Origin of the sequence: Bacteroides sp. D55t1_190419_B8 (genome assembly GCF_015558905.1) — a bacterium.
In the GTDB taxonomy this organism is placed as follows: domain Bacteria; phylum Bacteroidota; class Bacteroidia; order Bacteroidales; family Bacteroidaceae; genus Bacteroides; species Bacteroides vicugnae.
Genome location: NZ_JADMOU010000020.1, coordinates 42660 through 68778 on the forward strand (window position 1 = coordinate 42660; position 26119 = coordinate 68778).

General features: G+C 41.8%; 22 protein-coding genes, 3 pseudogenes and 1 riboswitch. Of the genes and pseudogenes, 14 read left to right on the forward strand and 11 right to left on the reverse strand.

The features are described from left to right. Nucleotides 1-15: 15 nt before the first annotated feature. Both I2I13_RS16325 and I2I13_RS16330 read right to left on the reverse strand, forming a co-directional pair. Nucleotides 16-2262: a glycoside hydrolase family 3 C-terminal domain-containing protein gene (locus I2I13_RS16325; RefSeq protein WP_195649993.1), complete on the reverse strand. Its 2247-nt coding sequence runs from the start codon at nt 2260-2262 to the stop codon at nt 16-18. Nucleotides 2263-2285: 23 nt separating this feature from the next. After that, nucleotides 2286-3530, reverse strand: a complete 1245-nt coding sequence (locus I2I13_RS16330; protein WP_195649994.1) for a glycoside hydrolase family 5 protein — start codon at nt 3528-3530, stop codon at nt 2286-2288. Between the two features lie 251 nt (nt 3531-3781). Here I2I13_RS16330 and I2I13_RS16335 point away from each other — a divergent pair. From I2I13_RS16335 to I2I13_RS16355, 5 genes and pseudogenes are all read left to right on the forward strand, one after another. After that, nucleotides 3782-4069: pseudogene (locus I2I13_RS16335) on the forward strand (reverse transcriptase domain-containing protein); the annotation flags it as partial. Between the two features lie 229 nt (nt 4070-4298). Further along, nucleotides 4299-4715: a DUF3788 domain-containing protein gene (locus tag I2I13_RS16340; RefSeq protein ID WP_195649996.1), complete on the forward strand. Its 417-nt coding sequence runs from the start codon at nt 4299-4301 to the stop codon at nt 4713-4715. Next, nucleotides 4712-4886, forward strand: a pseudogene (locus tag I2I13_RS16345) (zinc ribbon domain-containing protein); the annotation flags it as partial. The gene I2I13_RS16340 and the pseudogene I2I13_RS16345, both read left to right, overlap by 4 nt. 281 nt (nt 4887-5167) lie before the next feature. After that, entirely contained in the window at nt 5168-6046 is an 879-nt protein-coding gene (locus I2I13_RS16350) for a pilus assembly protein N-terminal domain-containing protein (protein ID WP_195649997.1), read from the forward strand. Nucleotides 6047-6754: 708 nt separating this feature from the next. Beyond that, complete coding sequence (locus I2I13_RS16355) at nt 6755-6973, forward strand: hypothetical protein (RefSeq protein ID WP_148365777.1); 219 nt, start codon at nt 6755-6757, stop codon at nt 6971-6973. Between the two features lie 20 nt (nt 6974-6993). Here I2I13_RS16355 and I2I13_RS16360 read toward each other — a convergent pair whose 3' ends face one another. The 5 genes and pseudogenes from I2I13_RS16360 to I2I13_RS16375 all read right to left on the reverse strand — a co-directional run bounded on the left by I2I13_RS16360 (nt 6994) and on the right by I2I13_RS16375 (nt 9895). Next, on the reverse strand, nt 6994-7455 hold the full coding sequence (locus I2I13_RS16360; protein WP_148365862.1) for a DUF3795 domain-containing protein: 462 nt from the start codon (nt 7453-7455) through the stop codon (nt 6994-6996). A 2-nt stretch (nt 7456-7457) separates the two neighbouring features. Next, nucleotides 7458-8414 (reverse strand): GNAT family N-acetyltransferase, encoded by a 957-nt coding sequence (locus I2I13_RS16365; RefSeq protein WP_195649998.1) that lies wholly within the window; start codon nt 8412-8414, stop codon nt 7458-7460. Nucleotides 8415-8610: 196 nt separating this feature from the next. Beyond that, nucleotides 8611-8712: pseudogene (locus I2I13_RS24725) on the reverse strand (alpha/beta hydrolase); the annotation flags it as partial. Nucleotides 8713-8714: 2 nt separating this feature from the next. After that, on the reverse strand, nt 8715-9353 hold the full coding sequence (locus I2I13_RS16370; RefSeq protein ID WP_195649999.1) for a CatB-related O-acetyltransferase: 639 nt from the start codon (nt 9351-9353) through the stop codon (nt 8715-8717). Nucleotides 9354-9424: 71 nt separating this feature from the next. Further along, nucleotides 9425-9895 carry an Lrp/AsnC family transcriptional regulator gene (locus tag I2I13_RS16375; RefSeq protein WP_004299136.1) on the reverse strand — a complete coding sequence of 157 codons (471 nt, stop codon included), beginning with the start codon at nt 9893-9895 and terminating at the stop codon, nt 9425-9427. A gap of 178 nt (nt 9896-10073) precedes the next feature. Between I2I13_RS16375 and I2I13_RS16380 the strand changes: the two genes are divergently transcribed. Then, the gene (locus I2I13_RS16380) at nt 10074-11360 is read left to right on the forward strand and encodes an O-acetylhomoserine aminocarboxypropyltransferase/cysteine synthase family protein (protein ID WP_099146753.1); all 1287 of its coding nucleotides are present in this window, start codon (nt 10074-10076) and stop codon (nt 11358-11360) included. Between the two features lie 67 nt (nt 11361-11427). Further along, nucleotides 11428-11667 carry a hypothetical protein gene (locus tag I2I13_RS16385; RefSeq protein ID WP_004306417.1) on the forward strand — a complete coding sequence of 80 codons (240 nt, stop codon included), beginning with the start codon at nt 11428-11430 and terminating at the stop codon, nt 11665-11667. A 102-nt stretch (nt 11668-11769) separates the two neighbouring features. Here I2I13_RS16385 and I2I13_RS16390 read toward each other — a convergent pair whose 3' ends face one another. Further along, nucleotides 11770-12678, reverse strand: a complete 909-nt coding sequence (locus I2I13_RS16390) for a mechanosensitive ion channel family protein (protein WP_148365781.1) — start codon at nt 12676-12678, stop codon at nt 11770-11772. A 129-nt stretch (nt 12679-12807) separates the two neighbouring features. Beyond that, nucleotides 12808-12904, forward strand: a riboswitch (TPP riboswitch). On the opposite strand from I2I13_RS16390, the gene I2I13_RS16395 reads away from it, so the two are divergent. From I2I13_RS16395 to I2I13_RS16405, 3 genes are read left to right on the forward strand one after another with little or no spacing between them, the layout of a single operon-like run. Beyond that, nucleotides 12905-15154: a TonB-dependent receptor gene (locus tag I2I13_RS16395; RefSeq protein WP_195650000.1), complete on the forward strand. Its 2250-nt coding sequence runs from the start codon at nt 12905-12907 to the stop codon at nt 15152-15154. It begins immediately after the preceding riboswitch. Nucleotides 15155-15166: 12 nt separating this feature from the next. Next, nucleotides 15167-15733, forward strand: coding sequence for a nicotinamide riboside transporter PnuC (gene pnuC / locus I2I13_RS16400; protein ID WP_148365783.1), 567 nt, complete (start codon nt 15167-15169; stop codon nt 15731-15733). Further along, complete coding sequence (locus I2I13_RS16405) at nt 15730-16356, forward strand: thiamine diphosphokinase (protein ID WP_195650001.1); 627 nt, start codon at nt 15730-15732, stop codon at nt 16354-16356. Before pnuC ends, I2I13_RS16405 begins: the two co-directional genes overlap by 4 nt. A 132-nt stretch (nt 16357-16488) precedes the next feature. Here I2I13_RS16405 and thrC read toward each other — a convergent pair whose 3' ends face one another. The 3 genes from thrC to thrA form a co-directional block, all read right to left on the reverse strand. After that, the gene (thrC, locus tag I2I13_RS16410) at nt 16489-17790 is read right to left on the reverse strand and encodes a threonine synthase (RefSeq protein WP_099146748.1); all 1302 of its coding nucleotides are present in this window, start codon (nt 17788-17790) and stop codon (nt 16489-16491) included. A gap of 13 nt (nt 17791-17803) precedes the next feature. After that, nucleotides 17804-19012, reverse strand: coding sequence for a cofactor-independent phosphoglycerate mutase (locus tag I2I13_RS16415; RefSeq protein WP_148365786.1), 1209 nt, complete (start codon nt 19010-19012; stop codon nt 17804-17806). A gap of 99 nt (nt 19013-19111) precedes the next feature. Continuing rightward, nucleotides 19112-21547 carry a bifunctional aspartate kinase/homoserine dehydrogenase I gene (gene thrA, locus I2I13_RS16420; RefSeq protein ID WP_148365787.1) on the reverse strand — a complete coding sequence of 812 codons (2436 nt, stop codon included), beginning with the start codon at nt 21545-21547 and terminating at the stop codon, nt 19112-19114. 401 nt (nt 21548-21948) lie between these two features. Between thrA and I2I13_RS16425 the strand changes: the two genes are divergently transcribed. The 4 genes from I2I13_RS16425 to I2I13_RS16440 all read left to right on the forward strand — a co-directional run bounded on the left by I2I13_RS16425 (nt 21949) and on the right by I2I13_RS16440 (nt 26103). Then, nucleotides 21949-22986, forward strand: a complete 1038-nt coding sequence (locus I2I13_RS16425; RefSeq protein WP_195650002.1) for an asparaginase — start codon at nt 21949-21951, stop codon at nt 22984-22986. A 103-nt stretch (nt 22987-23089) separates the two neighbouring features. After that, the gene (locus I2I13_RS16430; protein ID WP_148365789.1) at nt 23090-24289 is read left to right on the forward strand and encodes an ATP-binding protein; all 1200 of its coding nucleotides are present in this window, start codon (nt 23090-23092) and stop codon (nt 24287-24289) included. 12 nt (nt 24290-24301) lie between these two features. Then, the gene (gene radA, locus I2I13_RS16435) at nt 24302-25669 is read left to right on the forward strand and encodes a DNA repair protein RadA (protein ID WP_008777372.1); all 1368 of its coding nucleotides are present in this window, start codon (nt 24302-24304) and stop codon (nt 25667-25669) included. A 59-nt stretch (nt 25670-25728) separates the two neighbouring features. After that, a complete protein-coding gene (locus I2I13_RS16440; RefSeq protein ID WP_195650023.1) occupies nt 25729-26103 on the forward strand; it encodes a GxxExxY protein in 375 nt (124 codons plus the stop codon). Nucleotides 26104-26119 lie beyond the last annotated feature (16 nt).

Genomic DNA, 26119 nt, shown 5'->3' on the forward strand with positions numbered 1-26119 from the left:
CACCAATAACAGTGTTTATTTCAACTCAAACCTAACAGTTCCCCTTATATCTCTTGACGAACTTCCAAACAATGCTTCAAATTTACCAGGTTCCGCCACCCACTCATGTTTAGTATCATCGAAGAAACTCAATGCTTCCTTGCCGATAGTAAATGCTACTACCTTCTCTTCTCCCGGAGCAAGCCTGATTTTCTTGAAGGCTTTCAGTTCCTTCACCGGACGAAGCAAAGAGGATTTTTTATCACTGATATACAACTGAATAACCTCCTGACCGACATAATTCCCTGTATTTTTCACTGTGACCGTGAAAGTTATTGTATCATTCATTGTTATCACTTTCTTATCAACCGAAGGTACCGAGTAATCGAAACTAGTATAACTCAATCCGTGCCCAAACGGGAATAACGGTTTGATTTTCTCTTTATCCGCCCAGCGATAACCCACAAAAATATCTTCACGATATACTTCATTTATTGTGTCACCTTTCTGAACCGACTTTGCCAGCTCTTCTTTATTTCCGGGATATTCACCCAATTTATGAGCACCAACATCATCCAACTTTACAGGGAAAGTAAATGGTAGTTTACCGGAAGGATTTACATCACCAATTAATATGGACGCAAGCGCCGTTCCGGCTTCCGACCCCAAAAACCAACCTTGCACAATAGCAGGAACTTCATCCGCCCATGGCATAGCAACAGCATTTCCCGAAATATTAACCACTACCAGATTACGATTTACCTTTGCTAACTCGCAGATAACCCGATTTTGTGCGTATGGTAAATCAAAGGAAGCACGATCTGAATCCTCACAATCCTGATGGGCACTCTTATTCAAGCCACCGAAAAAGACCACATAATCAGCATCTTTTGCCACCTGTAAAGCCTCAACCAGCAATTCATCTTCTGCACGTTCTTCTTTCAGGTCCTGACCTGTTTTCACTCCATTATACTCTCCTGTTGAATCACCTACATAGCCACGAGCATACACAATTTCAGCATGAGAACCTACACGCTTTTTTAAGCCATCCAAAGGAGATATCTCATATTTCACTTTCAAAGAAGAACTGCCACCACCTACGGTCATCATCTTTATAGCATTTTCTCCGACAACAACAATCTTTTTTGCTTTTGTCAAATCAATGGGCAATATATTGTTCTTGTTCTGCAACAAGACAATACCTTCTTCTCCTATTTTACGCCCTGCCTGTCTGTGCTCCGGAGAACCCAATGAACCAAACGGCTTATTAGGATCCATTGACGTACGGAATATCAAACGTAGGATATTGCCAACTTTTTCATCCAGTTCCTTGGTACCTACTTCACCGTTCTTTATCATCCGCAGATAAGGAAAAGCCAAATAATAATTATCATAGGCATTACTTGCACCATTAGAAAGTCCGTTCGTCCAGGAACCGAATTCCATATCCAAACCATTCATTATAGCCTGACGAGTGTTGTGCACACCACCCCAATCAGATACAACAACTCCATCAAATCCCCATTCATCACGCAAAATGTCTTTCAGTAGCCGTTTATTCTGACAAGCATGTTCACCTAGATAAAGATTATAGGAACCCATGATTGCCCAAGCCCGGCCTTCCCGTACAGCAGCTTTAAAAGCGGGTAAGTATATTTCATAAAGAGCGCGGTCACTCAATTGTACATTCGTCGTATGTCGGTTGAATTCCTGATTATTCAGCGCATAATGTTTCACACAAGCTGCAACTCCGTTCAATTGGACTCCTTTAATATAAGGAACTACCATAGTAGCAGACAAGTAGGGATCTTCACCCATGTACTCAAAATTACGACCGTTTAATGGTGTCCGATAGATATTTACACCAGGTCCCAGCAAAATATCTTTTTTCCGGTAACGGGCTTCTTCCCCAATACTTTTCCCATAGAGATACGACATTTCAGGATTCCATGTTGCCGCAAGACAAGTCAGAGCCGGATAAGCAATACAAGAATCGTTCGTCCACCCTGCCTGGTTCCACTCGTCCCACAAAACTTCAGGCCGAATGCCGTGAGGACCGTCGGTAGTCCAGACTTCAGGAATGCCAAGACGAGCAACTCCCGGAGAACTGAACTTTGATTGCGCATGTATCATTGCAATTTTTTCCTCAAGCGTCATGCAGGCCAACGCATCTTGTACCCGTTCTTCAATAGGTTTATTCACATCAAGATAAACTGGAACTTGCGCTGATACAGATAAAACTGTAAGGAAAAAGCAAGCTAATATCAATTCCTTTATTTTCATAACATTACTGTTTTTTGCAGTTTTCAATTATTCATACCTAATGAACAGATATATCCTTCCTGAACTATACAATTCCTGAATTTACATGCATCAATAAAATCCATCATTGCCTTACGGACCATTTCTTGTTCAGGACGTGCATTACGGATCTCTTTATAACTACTACGAGGAGCTTCGGAGAACGTAACAATCTTATCCCAATTTTCCGGTGGAGTAATTCCGACAAATGATGAACCATCCATCTTTTTATAAGGCCAAAAAGTATAACCGATGTTATTTTCTCTCATTACCTGACAGAAAGCAGCCTGCCACTCATCAGTGTTATGACCTATTTCACCCATATACATAGGTAAATTCACACTATCTCTAAAATTTATAATTTTCTGAATAGCCTCTTTTGTCGGTTCTCCACCATAGCGATGGCATGTATACATAATTTTGTCATCAAACGTAGAATCTTTGAATGGCTTGAAATTGCCATTCCATTGCGAACCTCCCAATAAAATAATATGATTCTTGTCAACCTCACGTATTGCAGCCGTTCCTATCTTGTAAATACCTTCAAGTTTACTATTCATTTCCTCCATGTTAGGAAAATACGGGGCGATTGGTTCATTAAAAAGTTCATACCCCAAAATTACAGGTTCGTTCTTATAATAGTCGGCAATACGTCGCCAAATATCACAATATAGCTTTTGGCTGTCTTCACTCTCAAACAGCCATGGATAACCATAACTGTCATCAATATTATCACCAGTTTGTCCCCCCGGTGCATCGTGCATATCCAAAATCAAGTATAAGCCTTCTTCACGACACCAGTTTACAACAGAATCTACACGTGCGAACCCATCCTGTGCCACTGTCAGTCCCATATAATCTTCATCCGTAAAAAGCTTGTAATGAAAAGGCAGGCGAATAGTGTTAGCGCCACTTTCCTTAATGAAGTGTATATCATCACGTGTAATATAATTATCTTTAAAAGCCTTCCAAAATTCGGCTGTAAAGTCTGCCCCCACCATTTGACAAAACATCTCATTAATAAATCGTCCTGAATTCGTTTTATTAAAGCGAAACATATAACCTTCAGGATTTAGCCAGTTGCCCAGATTTGTTCCTTTGATAAACAATTTACTTCCATCTGGCCGAACCAGATCTTGTCCACTAATCGTAACAAATTTAACAATGTTACCTTCCATTGGCTTCCCTGAAGTACAACTATTCAAAAAGATAATTGTCGGAAGCATAAATAATAAAAGAATGTGTTTCATAAATAACTGCATTATAATAAATAATATATGAGAAGAACGGACATATGTTCCGTCTGCCTAGTCCTGTTAACCTTTATTAGTTAAACAGATTAGAAAAATAGCCATATTGGACAACGTTCTATTAGAAAATCATCCTATCTTTGTGATATGAAGTGCGACAAGAAGTCGTACAAGTAATTGTTCAGCATGATGTCTGAACCTATTGTTCCGTCAATAGTAGCCTAAAGAGGCGTGCTTGACTGGCAACGGTCGGGTGCGAAGCCCTCCCTCTGAAAAGGGTCTGCATACCGAAGAAGAACGGCAAGATGAGACCTCTCGGGATTCCAACCATGAAAGACAAAGCCATGCAGGCTCTCTATCTGATGGTTCCGGAACCCATTACGAAGACAACAGCCGATGCCAACTCTTATGGATTTAGAAAGTTCAAAAGTACGGCTAATGCTATTGATGCCCTGCACAGATGGCTAAGCAAAGGTTGTTCGCCCCAATGGATATTGGAGGGAGACATCAAGGGATGCTTCGACCACATCAGCCACGATTGACTTCTCGATAACGTACGAATCGATAAGTACATATTGGAAAAAGGGCTGAACTTTATCGGAAGCCGTTGCCTGAAAAAGAACGGATGAGCCGATTTAGTTTTATGAGAACTAAATTTTGAATTATCAGAACTGTATGCGGTGAAACTCGCACGTACAGTTCTTAATGGGAAAAGTGGCGATAACGCCGCCGACCTGCATAACTAATCAAAAGTAAATACCGAATACCATGAAAGAAACTTTGCAAATTCCCATTCCCAAAACACTGGAAGCCCTGATAGGTAAAGAACTATATAATGTATGGTCTTCGCTTTGCCAACTTATTGAACAGAAGTACAATATGGAACAATTATGGAATCATGGCGGAAAAGCATGGAAGTATGAATATAAATATCGCAGAGGTGGAAAAACGCTGTGTGCCCTATATGCCAAAGAGCAAACGATTGGTTTCATGGTTATTTTAGGTAAAGATGAACGCACTAAATTCGAATCTATGCGAGAAATGTTCTCCAATGCAACTCTAAAGATATATGACGAGACGGTGACTTTCCATGATGGGAAATGGCTGATGTTCGAATTAAAGGACACCTGTCTATTCAATGATATAGAGCGGCTCCTATCTATCAAACGAAAACCAAACCGATGATTGAATCAGAAATAAATAAGAGGTATTGTCAAAGTTACGGGATGTCCCTCCGCTTTGATGTAGAGAAATATCTGGGGTACTAACTCCGACAGTTCGCGGAGTGACGAATACTGCTATTACTGCCTGAAAGACGGAAAATATATCGTTGACATTCCGATGTCGGAAATGATTACAGACTGACCAATTACTCCAAGCAACATCATAAAGGTACCTTTAGTTTTGAGATGTATATGAACCGTCCCACCTCTACTCTTAGGTTTGAGTTAGAAAGTTGGAAAAGGAAATTAATATACCGACTTCTAACAGAGAAGACAGTGGAGAGAATACGTGCCCTTTATTTATAGAGGAGATATAGAACTTTTTTTGAAAAAACAGGGTATCCTATAAATTTGGTGCAGTTGACTTGGTTCACGAAAATTATAACTATATTTGCAAAATAAAAGAAAAATACTATGGAAACAAAACTGACAAAACTTAGTTTATTATTTATTCTGCTATGTTCTTTACCTGTATTTCACTCATGCAGTGATGATGAAACTGACAAGTTTTTCGTATTTGAATATTGGGAAGTACTCACAGAGACTCCCGTAAACAATGTCAATATATCAATCCTAACAGGTACTAAACTAGGGATTATAGGCGGCACAATGCCTTTCACCGTTGAAATAGACGATAAGCAAATAGCGACCGCCTCTTTAGATGAAAGTAATGACATTCATATCAGTCCTGTAAAACTAGGCACAACCTCATTGATAGTGAAAGATGCTGATGGAAGAAGAATAAAAATAGGTGTACAGGTTGTCAATGCCAGACAATCTTTCGCTGTACAAGATGTAAAAGGAAGAATCACAGGAATAGATGATAGCGGACTGACTGATCAACAGAAAGAGACGATAAAAAAGTTGGAAGAAGAGGTTATGGATAAGATACAGGAAGAATCATCCATCATTGTACAACCTACAGGACGCATAACATTTTCCTTTGATACGAAAGAAGCTGGTACTGTGAAGATTATTACTTCCGCAACAGAAACTGCCTCACCAAAACAGGGAACATTCGTCCGCTTATTATCAGAATCCGGTTATTCCTTTCAAGTTACTATTGATAATGGAAAAACATATAATTTAAAACTCCAATCTCCTGAACGCCCCGATACCTTCAAAGAAAAGAAAACGACGACACGAGATATAGGTCCGGTTCCTTTTTGGATGATAGAAGACATGACAGAACATTATAAAACATTTGTAGAAGAACAGTTGGAAGCAGAAAATATTAATGCTGGTTCTCTTCTGAAAATAGAATGTATTTATATCGGTACACTAGCTCATTAAGAATTAGATTAGTAGTTCAATCTCTTTCCACAAGAAAATGCGACAAAAACACTCATTTTACATACTAATGTCCCATTCTTAAGATTATCCTAAGACATCGTTGTGTGAAAAATGACAAACTGGAAAATAAATTGCATAAGCAAGTGCAATAATATGCAGAAATGCAGCCTCTTTTTGTATAAAAAAGCATGAGATATGCATCTTCCCTTACTAAAGAAACGTCTATTGGTTTTAAACCAACGAGAAGTCCCTCACCGAGGAACATGTCTTTTCTCACCGAGGAACGTGTCTTTCATCGGTGAGAAACCCATTAAATGTCAATTTTGAATCTTTTTTCTCCTAGTTTATCATAAATTCAAATGAGAAGACAAATAGCATAATGATTAAAATCACACGAATAAATCTCTCATATAGAATAAAAATGATGAAATAAAAATCATTTGGGTTACAATTTACCTAAAACAAAATAATAATAAAATTCACATCTGCAAATGCTGCGTTTTTTCTAGGCTTCCCGTAATTCGGATCACATTTATTGCCTTCTCGGCTGTTTAAATATTCCATTCTTCAGAAAGGATAGCTATATGAAGTTAATCTCCCATATTACTTATTTCGTCATGAGAAATCAGGGCGTTCGTCGAATAATCCTATACAGAACCCTGTTTAAACTTACCTTTGCACAGAAAACAAAAGTAATCGATAGTAACTATGGAAGAGCAAATACTAATTTTTCGCACCTCGGTAAAGAATGTACGGGATATCAAACATATCGCAGCGCTTTTCACCCTATGTCCCCAAATCTACAAATGGAATGTAGATATGGAGGATTGGGAAAAAGTGTTGAGAATAGAATGTCAGGGGATCACCCCGACTGAAATATTAAAGGCATTACGCGCCATCAACATTTATGCACAGGAACTGGAATGAAGCAGAGAGAAAGCCATAAATTAATAGCGAGGTAAATCCCTTACCTCTTCATAATATTTTTCTATTCCAATCTCTTGCATCCGTTTGTTGATGGCTACAAATCTCTTATATAAATGTTCATCAAAACCTGTATTCTCGCAAGGAAAACAGCTACACTGGAAGCAATAATCCACTTGCTTCTCTTCGCTGCATACACGAACATTACAGTTTTTGAACAACTTGCATTTTTCTTTTCTGCACCCCTGACAAGTCGCCACGGACAAATGATTTAAAAACTCTTTAAAATCGGGGTATTTTGCAAAGACAGGCTCATCAAGCATCTCTACAAAACGTTGTGCATAGACATCAAAATTGCCTAATGCCTTCTTGAGTTCACCGCTGTGATAAGAAATATCTCCATCGGCAAAAGCAAAGCATTTTCCGCAATGCAGTCCACAAGGGGCAATCCGCCCCTTAATAAATTCACCATCCACCTTTTTCATTTTCACTCTTCAATCATTAATTCCATCTGTATGTCTCCTCTTTCATAAGTCGTGTGATATTCGGGAAGTTCCTTGAAGCCTAACTTATGATAAATATGGATAGCCGGTTTCAGACGCGTATTGCTCTCTATAAAGATTCTTTTACCACCAAGCTCCTTCGCCTTATTGACAACGGCTTCGCAAAGTAGTACTCCGATACCTTTTCCTTGAATCTTGGGGCTAACAGCCAACTTGGCTAACTCATAATCATACAACGGATGATCCATCTTGCACAAAGCACATACACCGACCGGTTCATCTTTATAAAGAGCCACCAAAATAGCTCCTCCCTTATCCAGAATATATTCCTTTGGATGATCTAAAGCCTTGTAATCGGCCTCTTCCATCCGAAAATAAGCAGTTATCCACTCTTCGTTAAGAGTCCGGAAAGCAGATTGATAGCAAGGTTCATAAGGAACTATTTGGATGTCCTTACTCTCTCGTTCCTTTTTCGCTTCCTTCACCCGCTCCAACAGGGATTTATCCGACAAAAGATTCTCCCATTCTTCGATAGCTTTCCAAAGATCATTCCGGGTTTGCTGCGTGATTTGCTCAATAGCTGCCGTAACATCTATGCACTGTTCCGAAAAAGAGTCGGACATTCTTTTTCCTTTGGCAGATAACATGACCATGTTTCTTCTCCCGTCGGATTTGTCCTTTGTCTCTTTCACTAATCCTTTAGCTACCATTTCTTTAATAATATTACTCACGGAAGGATGAGAATGACCAATCTCTTTGGCTATGGACGTAATGGTTTTTGCCTCCCCACGTGATAATACAAAAAATACTGGAAACCATTTCGGTTTGAGGTCTATTCCAAACATTTTATAGATGGCGGCCGCATCTACTGTTATTTTATCGGTCAACATGCGTAATCTGCTGCCGATGGCTAATTTGCCCGTCTGATTAAAAAAGTCCATGTTTTTATTAGTTGCGTTACTAAATACGTAATTGATTACGCAAATATATCAGCTTTTCATAATATGAACAAACATTTTCCGTAAAAATACGTAAGCAGTTACGTAATTAGTTCTGTTTATGGATAAACATCAGGAAATAGTGAAAAGAATATTTGCCACTCCCCTTTCCCAATTTGGCATACGTGTTTCCATGAGCCCTGTTTCTTGAAGTATCAAAAAGGCAAGTTGTAAATTCTGTTTGTGAGAAACAAGAGAGTGCCGATAATAAAAGAACAAATACAATAATTAGCTTCTTCATGTCTATGATGTAACATTTATCTTTTTCAATTCTTCAATCTTTCCACCTGTAATATAAGGTATACATTCGGATATCTTCTCAATACTCCAATCCCACCATTGCAATTTCTGCAATTGGGCAATCGTATTCTCATCAAAACGCTTCCGGATTTCTTTGGCCGGTGTCCCACCTACTATCGTATAAGGAGGAACATCTTTAGTAACCACTGCCCGCGACGCAATGACTGCCCCATTTCCAATATGTACTCCTGCCATGATAACAGCTTCATATCCAATCCAGACATCATTACCTATTACTATATCTCCTTTATTATCCCAGGCAGAAGTTACATCTCCCTTATCTAAATTCCATTCCTCAAAAAAGATAGGAAATGTATAATTGGATAAAGAATTCAATGTGTGATTTGCACTGTTGAAAAGAAACTTAGCTCCACAGGCTATGGAGCAGAATTTTCCTATTATCAAGCGATCTTTATTAATCGGATAATGATATAAAACATTGTTCTTCTCAAAAAGAACCGGATCATTTACAAAATCATTGTATATTGTATAATCACCTACGATAATAGCAGGATTCTTAATCACTGTATTCAGATAAACAGTCTGGAAATCATTGGTGCGAGGATATATTTTTGTATTCATTGTGTCAGTAGAAAAGGATTTATATTACATAGCAAATATACAAGATAAATTTCATACTATCACGCAACGAACTAAATATGTATCCCATATTGATGCTTCACTTCCGCCATCACAAACGTACTTTCCAATGATCCCAAGCTATCAATCGTCCCCAACACATTCAGAATAAACTCCTGATAGTATTTCATATTGGGAGCATGAATCTTCAACAGGTAATCATAACTTCCTGATATGTTATAACATTCGGTTACTTCAGGAATATCCTGTATGATCCGTGTAAACTCGGCTGCTATATCCCTATTCAGCCGTCTAAGCTTCACACTGCAGAATACGACAAATCCCTGATTCAGCTTTTCCGCATCCAATACGGCAATATACTTCTTTATATATCCTCCACTCTCCAACCGTTTAAGACGTTCAAAAACAGGAGTTGAAGAAAGACTCACCCGTGCGGCCAGCTCTTTGGTTGTCAATCGGGCGTTTTCTTGCAAAGTACGGAGTATTTGCAAATCGACTCTATCCAGTTTATCAAAAGTATCCATAAGAAAAATATTCTTCTAAAAGGTGATTTTTAGGAATAACGCAACTATATTATTCTATATAACGGTACAAAAATAGCATTATTTTCTGTATTTTATCTATATCTTGTTCGATATATCTCCATCCCATAACTTTGCAAGAAAATAAGGAAAGAATATTAAACTTAAAAAATATACGATTATGGCAACAAAGAATTTACATTTCGAGACTTTACAAGTTCATGTAGGACAAGAACAAGCAGATCCGGCAACAGATGCCCGCGCAGTACCTATTTACCAGACTACTTCTTATGTATTTCACAACTCCGCTCACGCAGCCGCACGTTTCGGCCTGCAGGACCCGGGAAACATCTACGGTCGTCTGACCAACTCCACTCAAGGAGTTTTTGAGCAACGCGTAGCTGCTCTTGAAGGAGGAGTAGCAGGACTGGCAGTTGCTTCGGGTGCTGCTGCCATCACTTATGCTTTCGAGAATATCACTCGTGCAGGCGATCATATTGTAGCAGCCAAAACGATTTATGGAGGAAGCTATAACTTACTGGCTCATACCTTACCCAGCTATGGCATCACAACCACATTCGTCGATCCCAGTGATTTATCGAACTTTGAAAAAGCCATTCAGGAAAATACGAAAGCCGTATTTATCGAGACGCTGGGAAATCCGAACTCAAATATCATTGATATAGAGGCAGTAGCTGAAATAGCTCATCGCCACAAAATTCCTTTGATTATTGACAACACATTCGGTACTCCGTATTTAATCCGCCCTATCGAACACGGAGCAGATATCGTCGTACATTCCGCAACAAAGTTCATTGGCGGACACGGTTCCTCATTAGGAGGAGTCATTGTAGATTCAGGCAAATTCGACTGGGTGGCTTCCGGCAAATTCCCACAACTGACCGAACCCGATCCAAGCTATCACGGAGTACGTTTTGTTGATGCGGCAGGTCCGGCTGCCTATGCCATCCGCATCCGGGCTATTTTGCTGCGCGACACAGGTGCCACCATCAGTCCATTCAATGCTTTTATCCTGTTACAAGGATTGGAAACTCTTTCCTTGCGCGTAGAACGTCATGTAGAAAACGCGTTGAAGGTCGTGAATTTCTTAAACAATCACCCGAAAGTGAAGAAAGTGAACCATCCGTCATTATCCGATCATCCCGATCATGCGCTGTATCAGCGTTATTTTCCGAACGGCGCCGGTTCTATTTTCACTTTCGAAGTCAAAGGCGGACAAGAAGAAGCACACCGCTTCATCGACAGCCTGGAGATTTTCTCCTTGCTTGCCAATGTTGCCGATGTGAAATCATTGGTGATCCACCCGGCAAGCACTACCCACTCGCAGCTCAATGCACAGGAACTCGCCGAACAGGAGATTTATCCGGGCACTGTACGTTTATCAATTGGAACGGAACATATTGATGACCTGATTGCGGATTTGGATCAGGCACTTGCCAAAATCTAACATTCAATCATTGAACTTTCCATGACTGCAAGATGTTATACCTATATAACATTAAAACATTGCAGTCATGGAAAAATATTTAATACACAGCAACGAACTGCATCTGATAGACGCAGAGAAAATCCATCAAGCCGTAGAAAAGATGGTGGAATCACTCGATTTAGCCGCAGGATCAACCACTAACTTCGATCTCTATCAGGTTGTGGAAAACTACTTTAAAGATCTCGAGAAAAGGAGAAAAATCAATCATGTACTGGGAATCAAAGAAGATAGATATGAATTAGCCGAAGATTTCGGTATAAAATAAAAAAGAGATTTATTCAATCACGCCAGACAAGTTTTCCAAAAAATAAGGGAGTTGCACGTTAAGTACAACTCCCTTATTTTTTGAATTATCAGAGTATAACAATCAATTTCCCTGATGCACAGTAAGCTGTGGGAAAGGGAAGTTGATACCTTTTTCATTGAAGGTTTCGTAAATTGCTTTATTTGTATCAAAATAGACACCCCAGTAATCTCCGCTGTTTACCCAGACACGTGCCACTACATTCACACTGCTGGCATCCAGGGCATGAAGAGCTATAAACGGAGCTGGTTCATTCAGGATACGTTTATCGGCGGCCAGAATATCACGAACTATCTGCTGAACTTTATTGTAATCTTCCCCATAATCTATACCAATAATCCATTCTACACGGCGGGTTTCCTGATGACTGTAATTGGTCACTACTCCACTGCTCAATGAACCATTTGGGATATAAATCAATTTATTATCCGCAGTCGTAAGGATGGTGTGAAATATCTGGATTTCTTTTACCGTACCGGATGAACCTTGCTGTGTTTCTATCCAGTCACCCACTTTATAAGGTTTGAACAAAAGAATAACCAATCCTCCGGCAAAGTTCTGCAAATTACCGGACAAAGCCATACCGATAGCCACACCGGCAGAAGCCAGTAAAGCTGCGAACGAAGTAGTTTCAACTCCCAGAGCGCCGACAACAGAAATGATCAAAAGGATCGTCAACAGGATATTTACCAGACTTTTAACGAAAGTTTTGATACTTACATCCACTTTTCGTTTATCCATCAGACGTCTTATAAACTTATTAAGTAGCGAAATCAAAAAACGTCCGACGATGAAGACAATGACCGCAATCAGTATACGTTCTCCGGCACGAATACCAAAATCTATCAGTTGTTGAGTAATTAGCGAAAGCTTATCCAATCCGTCGGCATTGGCAATCGCCTCTTTCATTAATTCATCTGCGGCCACTTGCACAGAATCCGCAGCTTGTGTTGCTTGAAGTAAGAGTAGCATAATTAAATTATATATTAAATGAATAAACTGTTGTATTGGTATTTCAACAATCTACAAAGTTATATTGTTTTTAGTAAATCTAAAAGTTTTTTTTGCTTTCCTCCTTCAAAAGCCGTATTTTTGCAGTCGATTCACTGGTAGGGGTGCCTTAACATGACGGGCTGAGAACATACCCATAGAATCTGATCCGGGTAATGCCGGCGTAGAGAACTAATTAGTAAGCAAAATGAAAAGAATTGTATGGATGGCCGTCGCCTTATCGGGCGCAGGCATCACTGTTCATGCACAGACGAGTGCAAAGGACAGTATGAGAGTAGTAAACCTGCAAGAGGTGCAGGTAGTATCCACGCGTGCCACAGCCAAAACTCCCGTGGCATTCACCAATATAGATAAAGCAGCACTCAAAAAGGTAAACTTCGGACAGGATATCCCCTATCTGCTAAGTATGACTCCTTCCACACTGACCACATCGGATGCAGGAGCCGGTATTGGCTATACGACGCTTCGCGTGCGTGGAACCGACGGCACACGAATCAACATCACGGTAAACGGCATACCGATGAACGATGCCGAAAGCCATAACCTGTTCTGGGTGAATATGCCCGACTTTTCTTCTTCCGTAAAAGATATGCAGGTGCAGCGCGGAGCAGGTACATCAACAAATGGAGCAGGTGCTTTCGGAGCCAGTGTCAATATGCAAACCGAAGGTGCATCTATGAAACCATACGCCGAATTCAATGGTTCATACGGTTCGTTCAACACGCACAAGGAAACAGTGAAAGTGGGAACCGGCTTACTCAATAACCACTGGACGTTTGATGCCCGCCTTTCCAATATCGGTACGGACGGATACATAGACCGTGCTTCGGTGGACTTGAACTCTTACTACCTGCAAGGAGGTTATTTTGCAGAAAACACCTCTGTGAAACTGATTGCATTTGCCGGAAAAGAAAAGACATATCATGCTTGGGGATACGCAACAAAAGAGCAAATGGAAGAATTTGGCAGACGCTACAATCCTTGCGGGGAAATGTACACCGACGCCAACGGCAAAAAACATTATTACGACGACCAAACGGATAATTACCTGCAAAAGAATTATCAACTTCTCTTCAACCATACTTTCTCAACGGCTTGGAATCTAAACGTTGCCTTACATTATACTAAAGGTGACGGTTATTACGAAGAGTATAAAGATGACAGATACCTGACAGAATATGGTTTAAAGCCATTTACAATAGATGGAACCGAAATAGCTAAAAGCGATCTAGTCCGTCAAAAGAAGATGGACAACAAATTTGGCGGTGGTGTTTTTTCCCTCAATTACACAACCAACAGACTAAGTGCATCTCTGGGCGGCGGATTAAATCAATACCGGGGCAATAACTTCGGAAAAGTCCCCTGGGTGAAAAATTACGTGGGTACTCTATCGCCCGACCATGAATACTACCGCAACAAATCCAAGAAAACCGATGGCAACATTTATCTGAAAGCAAATTACGATCTTACCAGAGGACTAAGTGCTTATGCCGATCTCCAGTATCGCCACATCAACTATACCATCGACGGAAACAATGATAAATATGACTGGAGCAAGAATGCGCTGCGCCCACTGGCAGTAGACAAAAAGTTCGATTTCTTTAATCCGAAAGTAGGATTAAACTGGAACATTACTTCCAACCATCGTGTCTATGCGTCTTTCTCGGTTGCTCAAAAAGAGCCGACAAGAAACAATTATACGGATGGTGATCCGGATTCGTACCCCAAAGCAGAAAAGCTGCTCGACTATGAAGCGGGATATACCTTCGCCAACCAATGGCTGACGGCAGGTGCAAACTTCTACTACATGGACTATACCGACCAACTGGTTCTGACCGGAGCCTTAAACGATATAGGTGAAGCACTGACCGAAAATGTGCCGGACAGTTATCGCATGGGAATCGAAATCATGCTGGGAATCAAACCGTGCAAATGGTTTCAGTGGGACATCAACGCTACATGGAGCAAAAACCGTATTCAGGATTTCGTAGAGAGCCTGCCGGGCTACCACTATAATAATGACGGTAGCTCTACTTCTCTCCCGACTATTCAGATAAAGCATAAAGACACTCACATTGCTTTCTCACCGGACTTCCTACTCAACAATCGTTTCTCATTCAAATCTAAGGGATTCGAAGCTGCCCTGCAATCACAGTTTGTAAGCAAACAATATATGACAAACGCAGAAGTTGAAGAACTGACTCTTGATAAGTATTTTGTCAGCAACCTCAATCTGGCGTACAGCTTCCACCCCAAGAAAGTACTGAAAGAAGTTACGGTAGGATTTACTGTATACAATCTGTTTAATGAAAAATATGAAAACAACGGCTGGGCGTCAAGTGACTACACCGATACGCTGGAAAATCGGGGAAACTATGCCGGATATGCCGCACAAGCAGGGACAAACGTTATGGGACATGTTTCTTTCCGCTTTTAATCAAACAGAGTTATGGAATTGAATTTTCTGGAAATATTCGGTACGATTGTCGGACTGGTCTACCTTTGGTTAGAGTACCGGGCAAGTATCTACCTTTGGATAGCGGGCATCGTGATGCCTGCCATCTACATCTTCGTATATTACAAAGCCGGATTGTATGCTGACTTTGGCATCAATATCTACTACCTGATAGCTGCCATCTACGGCTGGGTATTCTGGATGTGGGGAGGGGAAAAATCCAAAGATCTTCCTATCATACATACTCCGGGAAAATGTTACTTACCTCTTTTTCTGGTATTCGTCGTTTCTTTCCTCGGTATTGCATGGATACTGATAGCATATACGGATAGCAACGTTCCCTGGCTGGACAGTTTTACTACTGCATTAAGTATTGTCGGCATGTGGATGCTGGCGCGCAAATACATCGAACAATGGTTTGCCTGGATTCTTGTGGATATTGTCTGCTGCGGACTTTATATCTACAAAGACCTTTATTTTACTTCCGCCTTGTACGGACTTTACTCCATTATAGCTATCTTTGGCTACTTTAAGTGGAAAAAATTAATGAGCATACAATGATAAACGAACACTATACTCCCGAAGCCGTGATACTAGCCAATGGCGAATATCCCAGCCATCCTCTTCCCCTGCAAATACTGGAAGAAGCTAAATTCGTGATTTGCTGCGATGGAGCAGCCGATGAATATATCTTACGTGGACATACTCCCAATATTATTATTGGCGACGGAGATTCTCTTTCGCCGGAAAACAAAACACGCTTTTCAGAAATTATTCACCATATAGCCGATCAGGAAACGAATGACCAAACCAAGGCCGTCCACTTCTTACAAGAAAAAGGCTACCGGAAAATAGCCATCGTCGGTGCTACCGGAAAACGGGAAGACCACACATTAGGAAATATCAGTTTGTTGCTAGATTATATGAAAAGCGGTATGGAAGTACGAACCGTTACCGATTATGGTATGTTTATTCCCGCCAAAGACACGCAAGCTTTCGCCTCTCATCCGGGACAGCAAGTTTCTATTTTCAATTTCGGAGCGAAAGGATTGCAAGGAGATGGACTGGTTTATCCTCTTAGTGATTTTACGAATTGGTGGCAAGGAACGCTTAATGAAGCAACAGCTAATGAGTTTACTGTTCATTGTACGGGAGAATATTTAGTGTTCCTAGCTTCTATATAAACGATATGGCAATTACCCGGTTTATGCCACCCTATTGTCACAACTGTGCCACCTTGTTGGCACGACCGTGACACTTCGATGGCACAACCGTGCCAACAAGGTGGCACAAATTCATTCATAGGAAGAAAAGGATTAAAGCGTCAACAAGTACTTCTTGAAGTCCGCAAAGTCTTTTGTCATTTGCAAACTTTTCTTCTCGCCTTTCATAAATTCCTGCAATTTGGCAGGGATTTCTACCGCTTCTCCAATAATACTTTCCACTGTTTCGAGGAATTTGGCAGGATGAGCCGTTTCAAGGAATACACCTGTTTCTCCCTCTTTCAAACCTTCTACCAACGCACGATACCCACAAGCACCATGAGGATCAAGGAGATAATGATGTTCTTTCCAAGTTTCTTTCACCGTTTCACGGATTTGCTCATCGGTATAAGTTGTTCCTGAAATCTCGGCAGAGATATCAGCATGTGAACCGCTATATAAATCAAGTACGCGGGCAAAGTTACTCGGATCGCCTACGTCCATAGCATTAGCAATTGTTGCGACAGACGGACGGGGATTGTACTTACCTGTTTGCAGGTATTGATAGAAAATATCGTTGCGGTTATTGGCAGCAATGAAACGCTTCACAGGCAATCCCATCTTCTTACCAAACAATCCGGCGGTGATATTTCCGAAGTTTCCACTAGGCACACAGATCACGGCATTATCGGCTTTTCCGGCACGTTTCAACTGTGCATAAGCATAGAAATAATAGAATGCCTGCGGCAGGAAACGGGCTACGTTGATGGAGTTGGCAGAAGTCAATGATAGATGTTCATTCAATTCTTTATCCATGAAAGCAGATTTCACCAATGCCTGGCAATCATCAAACGTTCCGTCCACTTCGAGCGCAGTGATATTCTGTCCGAGCGTAGTGAATTGCTTCTCCTGTATTTCGCTCACTTTTCCTTTCGGATAAAGCACATATACATGAATACCTTCCACACCGAGGAAGCCGTTGGCAACAGCACTTCCCGTATCACCGGAAGTAGCTACCAATACATTGACATTCTTCTGTCCTTCTTTCTTAATGAAGTATCCCAAGAGACGTGCCATGAAACGACCGCCTACATCTTTAAATGCTAACGTCGGTCCGTGGAACAGTTCAAGTGAGTAGATGTTATCTGCCACCTTAACCAAAGGTACATCGAAACTTAATGTATCATATACAATCTGTTTCAGCGTATCGGCAGGAATATCCTCACCGAAGAAAGCATCGGCTACGCGATAAGCAATTTCCTGAAAGGATAAACTATCAATCGTATCGTAAAAGTCCTGTGGAAGAGGTTTGATAGACATAGGCATAAACAGCCCTTTGTCGGCAGCAAGCCCTTTTACCACCGCTTCTTGCAGTGAGGCAACAGGTGCTTGTTTATTCGTACTATAATATTTCATAATCTGTGGTGACTTATTTCATGAATTCTTTTATAAACTCGTCTTCTTTCAGAAGTCCGTAACTACCGTTGCAAGCGGCTACTTCATCATACGTCTGCACTTCGTCCGGCTCGATACCCGGATACCAGATAAGGAACGGAATGGGATCGGATGTATGGGTACGAAGCTCACAGGGAGTAGGATGATCGGGCAATACAGCGATGGCTACCGGTTCGTCCCAATCTTTCACTGCTTCGTAGATAGGACCTACGGCACGTTTATCGAGATTCTCGATAGTGAGAAGTTTCAAGTCGATGTCTCCCTCGTGTCCGGCCTCATCACTGGCTTCGATATGCAGATAAACAAAATCATCCGTCTTCAATGCTTCCAAGGCAGCGGCCACTTTGTTTTCGTAGTTCGTATTATAAAGTCCGGTGGCTCCCTCTACTGCGATGCGACGTAAATCAGCATAGTAACCGATTCCGTTTATCAGATCGACAGCCGAGATAACCGCTCCTTTTTTTACCTGCGGGAAAGTCTCGGAGAAAGTAGGCATCTGCGGACGGTAACCGGGGCTCCAAGGCCAAATACTGTTGGCAGGATCTTTACCTTCTGCCATACGTTTCAGGTTCAACGGATGATCTTTCAGCAGTTCCTGTGATTTCAGAATCAGGTCGTTAATCAGATCTGCTGTTTCTTGCGCTTCCGGAACCAATGGTTTTACCATTAACGGACGGAAAGGTTTCAAAGGTACATCATGCGGAGGTGTACAATCCAGTTCTTTATTACCTCCCTTGATAACCAACAGATGGCGGTACTGAACTCCTGTGTGGAAACGTACGCGGTCATTGCCCAGTTTTTCTTGCAGATATTGAATCAATACATCCGCTTCTTCCGTAGATATATGTCCGGAGGAGTGATTCTTCAGAATTTCTCCTTCCACACAAATCAAATTACAGCGCATTGCCATCTCGCCCGGTTTCAGATCCACACCGATACTGGCAGCTTCCAGCGGTCCGCGACCTTCATATACCTTTGGCAAATTATATCCCAACACGGACATATTGGCAACTTCACTACCCGGATGGAAACCTTCCGCCACAGTAATCAGGCGGCCGTTACGTCCCATGCGGGCTAGCTTATCCATATAAGGCGTCTTTGCATATTGCAGGAGCGTCTTGTCCCCTAATGACTTCACAGGCCAATCGGCCATTCCGTCTCCCAATATGATGATATGCTTCATAAATTGAAAATTGAGAATTGAGAATTAAAAAATGAAAGAAAGCCTAAGATCCGTTTCGGAATGGTATTTCTCAATTTTTAATTCTCAATTTTTAATTTATTAAACGTTTGCGATGCTCATGATGTCGGCAAATACTCCGGCAGCCGTTACGCCGGCACCGGCACCGTATCCTTGAATCATCATCGGATATTCTTTATAGCGTTCCGTAGTGAGCAGGATAATATTGTTACTGCCTTCCAGTCCGTAGAACGGATGGTTGGCTCCTACTTCCTGCAGGCCGACAGAGGCTTTTCCATTCTCCAGTTTGGCAACGAAGCGCCAGTGTTTGTTTTCTTTTTCCAATACCTGGCGACGGGCTTCAAAGTCTGCATCGAGACTTGGAACACGTTTCCAGAAATCTTCGAGAGAACCTTCGAAGAAGTCATTCGGTACAAAGAGGTTCTTTTCAACATCTTCCTGTTCCAGACGGTATCCGGCTTCACGTGCCAGAATCACTAGTTTACGGATCACATCTTTTCCACTCAAGTCAATGCGTGGGTCCGGTTCAGAGTAGCGTTCTTCCTGTGCCATTTTGATGGTACGGCTGAAAGGAATATCGGCACTGATTTTATTAAATATATAGTTCAGCGTACCGGAAAGCACCGCTTCAATCTTCAGAATCTTGTCACCGCTATGAATCAGGTCATTAATTGTATTGATGATCGGAAGACCTGCACCTACGTTGGTTTCGAACAGATACTTCACACCACGTTGGCGGGCAATCGTTTTCAGTTCACGGTAGTTTTCATAAGCGGAAGAAGCCGCAATCTTGTTGGCTGCTACCACAGAGATATTGTGTTGCAGGAAATCTTTGTAAAGCGATGCTATGTCAGCACTGGCCGTACAGTCTACAAATACGGAATTAAAGATATTCATTCCGATAATCTCGTCGCGGATGGTTTGCAGGCTGCTGTCCTTGCCCTTTTCCAGCAGTTCTTCACGGAAGTTGGCAAGGTCGAAACCTTCACGGCTGAACATTGCCTTGGAGGCATCAATGATACCTACCACATGAAGTTTCAGTCCGTTTTCCATCATCAGCTTCTGTTGCTGGCAACGAATCTGTTCTACCAAGCTGCCACCTACCGTACCGACACCACAGATAAAGAGGTTCAATACCTGATATTCGGAGAGGAAGAAAGAGTCGTGGATTACGTTCAATGATTTACGCAAGGATTTGAAATCGACAACAAAAGAGATATTGGTTTCCGAAGCTCCCTGTGCGCAAGCGATAACGTTGATACCATTACGTCCCAGTGTACCGAAAAGTTTACCTGCGATACCCGGTGTATGTTTCATGTTCTCACCTACGATAGCCACTGTTGCCAGATTTCTTTCCGCCAGAATCGGAGAAATCTCGCCCATCTCTATCTCTTTCGCAAATTCCTCGTTCAGCACTTCACAAGCCAGGTCGGCATCGGCATTACGCACACCGATAGAGGTACTGTTTTCCGAGGAAGCCTGTGACACGAGGAATACGCTGATTCCGTTCTTTGCCAATGCTTTAAAGATACGGTAGTTCACACCGATCACACCTACCATGCCAAGCCCTTGAACAGTAATCAGGCTTGTGTCGTTGATGGAGGAAATACCCTTGATAGCCTTGCTCTGCGGATTGGAAACTTCTTGTTTGATAACCGTTCCCACTCCATCCGGGTTGAATGTATTCTTTATTAGAATAGGGATATTCTTGTGACATACGGGATAGATAGTCGGCGGATAAACCACCTTTGCGCCGAAGTTACAAAGTTCGGTCGCTTCTACGTAACTCAATTCCGTAATGGTATAAGCAGTCGAAATGACACGTGGATCAGCCGTCATAAATCCGTCTACGTCTGTCCAGATTTCCAAGCTTGCCGCATCCAGCGCCGCAGCAATAATGGCAGCCGTATAGTCCGAGCCACCGCGTCCGAGGTTTGTTACATCCCCTGTTGTTTTATCCGAAGAGATGAATCCCGGTACCAGTGCTACTTTAGGAATAGAATGGAAAGCCTCTTTCACCAGTTTATTAGTCAATTCTGTATCCAGCGTGTGCTTGCTATGTTTTCTTTCCGTCTTGATAAAAGTGCGCGAATCAAACCATTTTGCTCCCTCAATCAGTTCGGTGACGATGATCGATGAAAGGCGTTCACCATAGCTGACGATTGTATCCGAAGTCTTCGGGGAAAGGTCTTTAATCAGGTAAATTCCCTGAAAGATATCCTTCAATTCGTTCAGCAGCTCGCCAACCTGACGTTGCAACGATACTTGCTTTTCTCCGGCAGGAATTACCTCCTTAATCATCTCCACATGACGGTAAACGATTTCGCGGAACTCACCCTCATAGGCTGAATCTCCCACTGCCGCCATCTTCGATGTATTTATCAATTTGTCAGTGATGCCTCCCAATGCGGAAACAACTACGATTACCGGCTCATTTGCCGACTCTACAATTCTCTTTACGCTTAAAATGCTGTTCACGGAACCTACGGATGTTCCGCCGAATTTCATTACTTTCATGAAGATACTTATTTAAATGCAATGTCCTGCAGTTTGCTTTTTACAGAACGATTGGTTGTTTACGAATAAAATTGAATTTGAATTTTGCCTGCTTATACAAGCGTGAATCACGTAGATACACAAAAACTATCCATTAACCCCTAAGGGTCATGGTACACATGGATGTGACTGTATGCGGATAGTACTTCATCATAGTCCTTGTTTCTACTCTTGTTTTTGATAAGTGTCGCAAAAGTAATAATAAAAACGTTCAATCTATCACTTTTTTCGGTTTTTTTCTGATAAAAAGAATCTTCCGCCTTTTCTTTATCCGGTCATTCGCCTTTACTTTTATGACATTTTGTTACTTATTTATCAAATCTATTCTTATATTTGCGAAAACAATCGCACAAAATCAGCTTATGAACCCATTAAATACTTCCGTATTGTTAATATACACCGGTGGAACAATTGGTATGATTGAGAATGCCGCGACAGGTGCTCTGGAGAACTTTAACTTCGAGCAACTGCAAAAGTATATCCCCGAACTGCAAAAGTTCAATTTCCCAATTGACACCTATCAGTTTGATCCTCCGATGGATTCGTCGGACATGGAACCGGATATGTGGCGGAAGCTGGTACGCATTATTCATGACAACTACAATCGTTACCACGGCTTCGTCATCCTGCACGGAACGGACACGATGGCTTATACCGCTTCCGCACTAAGTTTTATGCTGGAAGGACTGGACAAACCTGTTATCCTCACAGGCTCACAGCTTCCCATCGGCGTACTCCGCACGGACGGAAAGGAAAATCTGATGACCAGTATCGAGATTGCCATCGCACAAAACAAGGAAGGAAGGGCGCTAGTGCCGGAAGTATGCATCTTCTTTGAAAATCACCTGATGCGGGGAAACCGTACGACAAAGATGAATGCGGAAAACTTCAACGCGTTCCGTTCTTTCAATTATCCGGTATTGGCGGAAGCGGGAATCCATATTAAATATAATAATGTGCAGATTCACGGAAATGGGGAAGAGCGGGAATTGAAACCGCACTATTTGCTGGATACCAATATAGTAGTACTGAAGCTCTTTCCGGGCATCCAGGAAAATGTAATTGCCACCATTCTGGGGATTGAAGGTTTAAAGGCGGTGGTGCTCGAAACATACGGCTCGGGGAATGCTCCCCGGAAGGAATGGTTTATACGCCGGCTCTGTCAGGCGAGTGAGCGTGGAATTGTGATTGTCAACGTGACACAATGCAGCGCAGGAATGGTAGAAATGGAACGTTACGAAACGGGATATCAGTTGTTGCAGGCAGGCGTTGTCTCCGGATATGACAGTACAACGGAATCGGCAGTCACCAAATTAATGTTCTTACTGGGACATGGATATACCCCGGATGAGGTACGCGACCGGATGAACCGTTCGATAGCAGGAGAGATAACGCTGTAAATCTTCTATTTGTTTTATGCGTTGAACAGATTTAATCTGAATTTGTTTTGCACGTTGAACAAATTATGTCTATTTTTGTCTTCCATAGAAAACATATTAAGATATGGATACACTCATCAGAAGATACAAAAGGCTATTAACGGCTACTTCTACCGCATATATCAGGAGCTTGATGGATACAATCAACTGGGATAACCGCCTGATTGCTATCCGAGGAGCCCGTGGAGTCGGAAAAACTACTTTAATGCTTCAATACTTAAAACTTCATTATGCGAATGATAGCCAAAGTGCCTTATATACGAGTTTGGACAGTCTATATTTCACGCAACATTCTCTTAGCGAACTTGCCGAACAGTTTTACCTGAAAGGAGGAAAGTGCCTCTTTCTGGACGAAGTACACAAATATCCGTCGTGGAGCAAAGAAATCAAAAACATATATGATGAGTTTCCTGAACTGAAAATAGTATTTACCGGTTCATCCTTACTACAACTTCTGAATGCGGAAGCCGACTTATCCCGCCGATGCATATCATATAATATGCAGGGGCTATCCTACCGTGAATATCTGCACTTATTCCATCAGATTCAAATCCGCCCTTATACACTGGAAGAGATACTGGACAACAGTGATGGAATCTGTAATGCAGTAAATTCCCAATGCCGCCCTCTTGCCTATTTTGAAGATTATTTGAAACATGGATACTATCCTTTTTATCTGGAAGGAAATGCGGAATACTATACACGCATCGAAAATATAGCAAACCTGATACTTGAAATCGAACTTCCACAGCAATGTGGAGTGGATATCAGTAACGTACGTAAACTAAAAAGCCTGCTGGGAATCCTCTCCTCCGAAGTGCCCTTTATGGTGGATATCACCAAACTTTCCGCCATGGCGGAACTTTCACGGACTACTATTCTGGCTTATCTACAATATCTGGACAGGGCTAAATTAATCCACCTTCTTTATTCGGATAATGATTCTATCAAGAAACTACAAAAGCCGGATAAGATTTATATGGAAAATACCAACCTGCTTTATGCATTGACCTTTAAGGATGTAAACAAAAGTACATTGAGAGAAGTGTTCATGGTAAACCAACTCTCCTATCAACATCGTGTGGAATATTGCACACGCAGTGCAGACTATACAATAGACAGCAAATATACGATAGAAGTCGGAGGAAAAAGTAAAGACGGGAAACAGATAGCCAATAGTCAGCAGGGATTTATCGCTGCAGATGATATTGAATATTCCGCCGGAAACAAGATTCCACTTTGGACATTCGGATTTTTATATTGAAGGAGTAAGAATATGGCAAAAGAGAAAACCGTATATGTATGCAGTAATTGCGGACAGGATTCACCGAAATGGGTGGGTAAATGTCCGTCGTGTGGAGAATGGAATACGTATGTTGAGGAAATCGTACGGAAAGAACCCACTAACCGCCGTCCGGTGTCGGGCATTGAAACACAGAAGCCCAAGCCACTGGCGCTTAGCGACATAGAGGCAGACGACGAACCACGCATCAATATGCACGATGATGAACTGAATCGTGTATTGGGGGGCGGACTTGTACAGGGTTCTCTTGTCTTGATAGGCGGCGAACCGGGAATCGGTAAATCGACGCTCGTCATGCAGACCGTACTGCACATGCCGGAAAAGAAGATTCTTTATGTATCCGGTGAAGAGAGTGCACGACAGCTGAAACTTCGTGCAGACCGTCTCTCTGACACTTCCAGCGATTGCCTGATCGTTTGCGAGACTTCACTCGAACAGATTTATGTGCATATCAAGAATACGAATCCCGATTTAGTGATTATCGACTCTATACAGACTATTTCCACCGAAAGTATCGAATCGTCTCCCGGAAGTATAGCGCAAGTCAGAGAGTGTTCGGCGTCCATTCTTCGTTTTGCGAAAGAAACGCATACGCCTGTATTGCTGATCGGACACATTAATAAGGAAGGAAGTATTGCAGGACCTAAAGTGCTGGAACATATCGTAGATACCGTTCTTCAATTTGAGGGCGACCAACATTATATGTATCGTATTCTACGCAGTATCAAGAATCGTTTCGGTAGTACGGCAGAATTAGGTATTTATGAAATGCGTCAGGATGGGTTGCGCCAAGTGAGTAATCCTTCCGAACTTTTGCTAAGTCAGGATCATGAAGGGATGAGCGGGGTAGCCATTGCCTCCGCCATTGAGGGGATTCGCCCATTCTTGATTGAGACACAGGCTTTGGTAAGCTCTGCAGTCTACGGAAATCCGCAACGTTCGGCAACCGGTTTCGATTTGAGAAGAATGAATATGCTGCTGGCTGTTCTCGAAAAGCGCGTGGGATTTAAGTTGGCACAGAAAGATGTGTTTCTGAATATTGCCGGAGGACTGAAAGTGAATGATCCGGCTATCGACCTGCCGGTGATCAGTGCGATCCTTTCTTCCAATATGGATGCAGCCATTGAACCGGAAGTTTGCATGGCGGGAGAAATCGGTCTGTCGGGAGAGATACGTCCTGTGAATCGGATTGAGCAGCGTATCGGTGAGGCTGAAAAGTTAGGTTTCAAACGTTTCTTGTTGCCGAAATATAATCTGCAGGGGATTGATACTCAAAAGCTTAAGATTGAATTAGTGCCGGTGAGGAAAGTGGAAGAGGCGTTCAGGGCTTTATTCGGTTAGATTCACCACAGAGGACACTGAGGACACAGAGGAGTGATTAATCAAGTAAGTAAATGATGATAGAAGATATTAATAATTTAACGAGTAGAGTGCTGGGATTAGCTTTTGAGGTGCATACTCAATTGGGAGCAGGTTTGCTTGAAAGTACATACGAGAGCTGCTTATTTTATGAATTGAGAGCAAACGCCATAGATGTAGAAAGGCAAAAGAAATTACCTATAATCTATAAAGGAACCCAATTAGATACAGATTACAGAATAGATTTGTTGATAGATAATCAACTCATTATAGAACTGAAAAGCGTGGAAACACTGCAACCGGTACATTCTGCCCAATTACTAACGTACATGAAACTTAGTAACCTGAAATATGGATTATTACTAAATTTCAATGTACCCCATTTAAAACAAGGAATCAAACGTTTTATTATCTAAAAAATTAAACTCTGTG

What these genes read in the sequence shown, in the direction of transcription:
- I2I13_RS16325 (WP_195649993.1), bottom strand. Translation starts at nt 2,262, where the DNA reads ATGAAAATAAAGGAATTGATATTAGCTTGCTTTTTCCTTACAGTTTTA.
- I2I13_RS16330 (WP_195649994.1), bottom strand. Translation starts at nt 3,530, where the DNA reads ATGAAACACATTCTTTTATTATTTATGCTTCCGACAATTATCTTTTTG.
- I2I13_RS16340 (WP_195649996.1), top strand. Translation starts at nt 4,299, where the DNA reads ATGAAAGAAACTTTGCAAATTCCCATTCCCAAAACACTGGAAGCCCTG.
- I2I13_RS16350 (WP_195649997.1), top strand. Translation starts at nt 5,168, where the DNA reads ATGGAAACAAAACTGACAAAACTTAGTTTATTATTTATTCTGCTATGT.
- I2I13_RS16355 (WP_148365777.1), top strand. Translation starts at nt 6,755, where the DNA reads ATGGAAGAGCAAATACTAATTTTTCGCACCTCGGTAAAGAATGTACGG.
- I2I13_RS16360 (WP_148365862.1), bottom strand. Translation starts at nt 7,455, where the DNA reads ATGAAAAAGGTGGATGGTGAATTTATTAAGGGGCGGATTGCCCCTTGT.
- I2I13_RS16365 (WP_195649998.1), bottom strand. Translation starts at nt 8,414, where the DNA reads ATGGACTTTTTTAATCAGACGGGCAAATTAGCCATCGGCAGCAGATTA.
- I2I13_RS16370 (WP_195649999.1), bottom strand. Translation starts at nt 9,353, where the DNA reads ATGAATACAAAAATATATCCTCGCACCAATGATTTCCAGACTGTTTAT.
- I2I13_RS16375 (WP_004299136.1), bottom strand. Translation starts at nt 9,895, where the DNA reads ATGGATACTTTTGATAAACTGGATAGAGTCGATTTGCAAATACTCCGT.
- I2I13_RS16380 (WP_099146753.1), top strand. Translation starts at nt 10,074, where the DNA reads ATGGCAACAAAGAATTTACATTTCGAGACTTTACAAGTTCATGTAGGA.
- I2I13_RS16385 (WP_004306417.1), top strand. Translation starts at nt 11,428, where the DNA reads ATGGAAAAATATTTAATACACAGCAACGAACTGCATCTGATAGACGCA.
- I2I13_RS16390 (WP_148365781.1), bottom strand. Translation starts at nt 12,678, where the DNA reads ATGCTACTCTTACTTCAAGCAACACAAGCTGCGGATTCTGTGCAAGTG.
- I2I13_RS16395 (WP_195650000.1), top strand. Translation starts at nt 12,905, where the DNA reads ATGAAAAGAATTGTATGGATGGCCGTCGCCTTATCGGGCGCAGGCATC.
- pnuC (WP_148365783.1), top strand. Translation starts at nt 15,167, where the DNA reads ATGGAATTGAATTTTCTGGAAATATTCGGTACGATTGTCGGACTGGTC.
- I2I13_RS16405 (WP_195650001.1), top strand. Translation starts at nt 15,730, where the DNA reads ATGATAAACGAACACTATACTCCCGAAGCCGTGATACTAGCCAATGGC.
- thrC (WP_099146748.1), bottom strand. Translation starts at nt 17,790, where the DNA reads ATGAAATATTATAGTACGAATAAACAAGCACCTGTTGCCTCACTGCAA.
- I2I13_RS16415 (WP_148365786.1), bottom strand. Translation starts at nt 19,012, where the DNA reads ATGAAGCATATCATCATATTGGGAGACGGAATGGCCGATTGGCCTGTG.
- thrA (WP_148365787.1), bottom strand. Translation starts at nt 21,547, where the DNA reads ATGAAAGTAATGAAATTCGGCGGAACATCCGTAGGTTCCGTGAACAGC.
- I2I13_RS16425 (WP_195650002.1), top strand. Translation starts at nt 21,949, where the DNA reads ATGAACCCATTAAATACTTCCGTATTGTTAATATACACCGGTGGAACA.
- I2I13_RS16430 (WP_148365789.1), top strand. Translation starts at nt 23,090, where the DNA reads ATGGATACACTCATCAGAAGATACAAAAGGCTATTAACGGCTACTTCT.
- radA (WP_008777372.1), top strand. Translation starts at nt 24,302, where the DNA reads ATGGCAAAAGAGAAAACCGTATATGTATGCAGTAATTGCGGACAGGAT.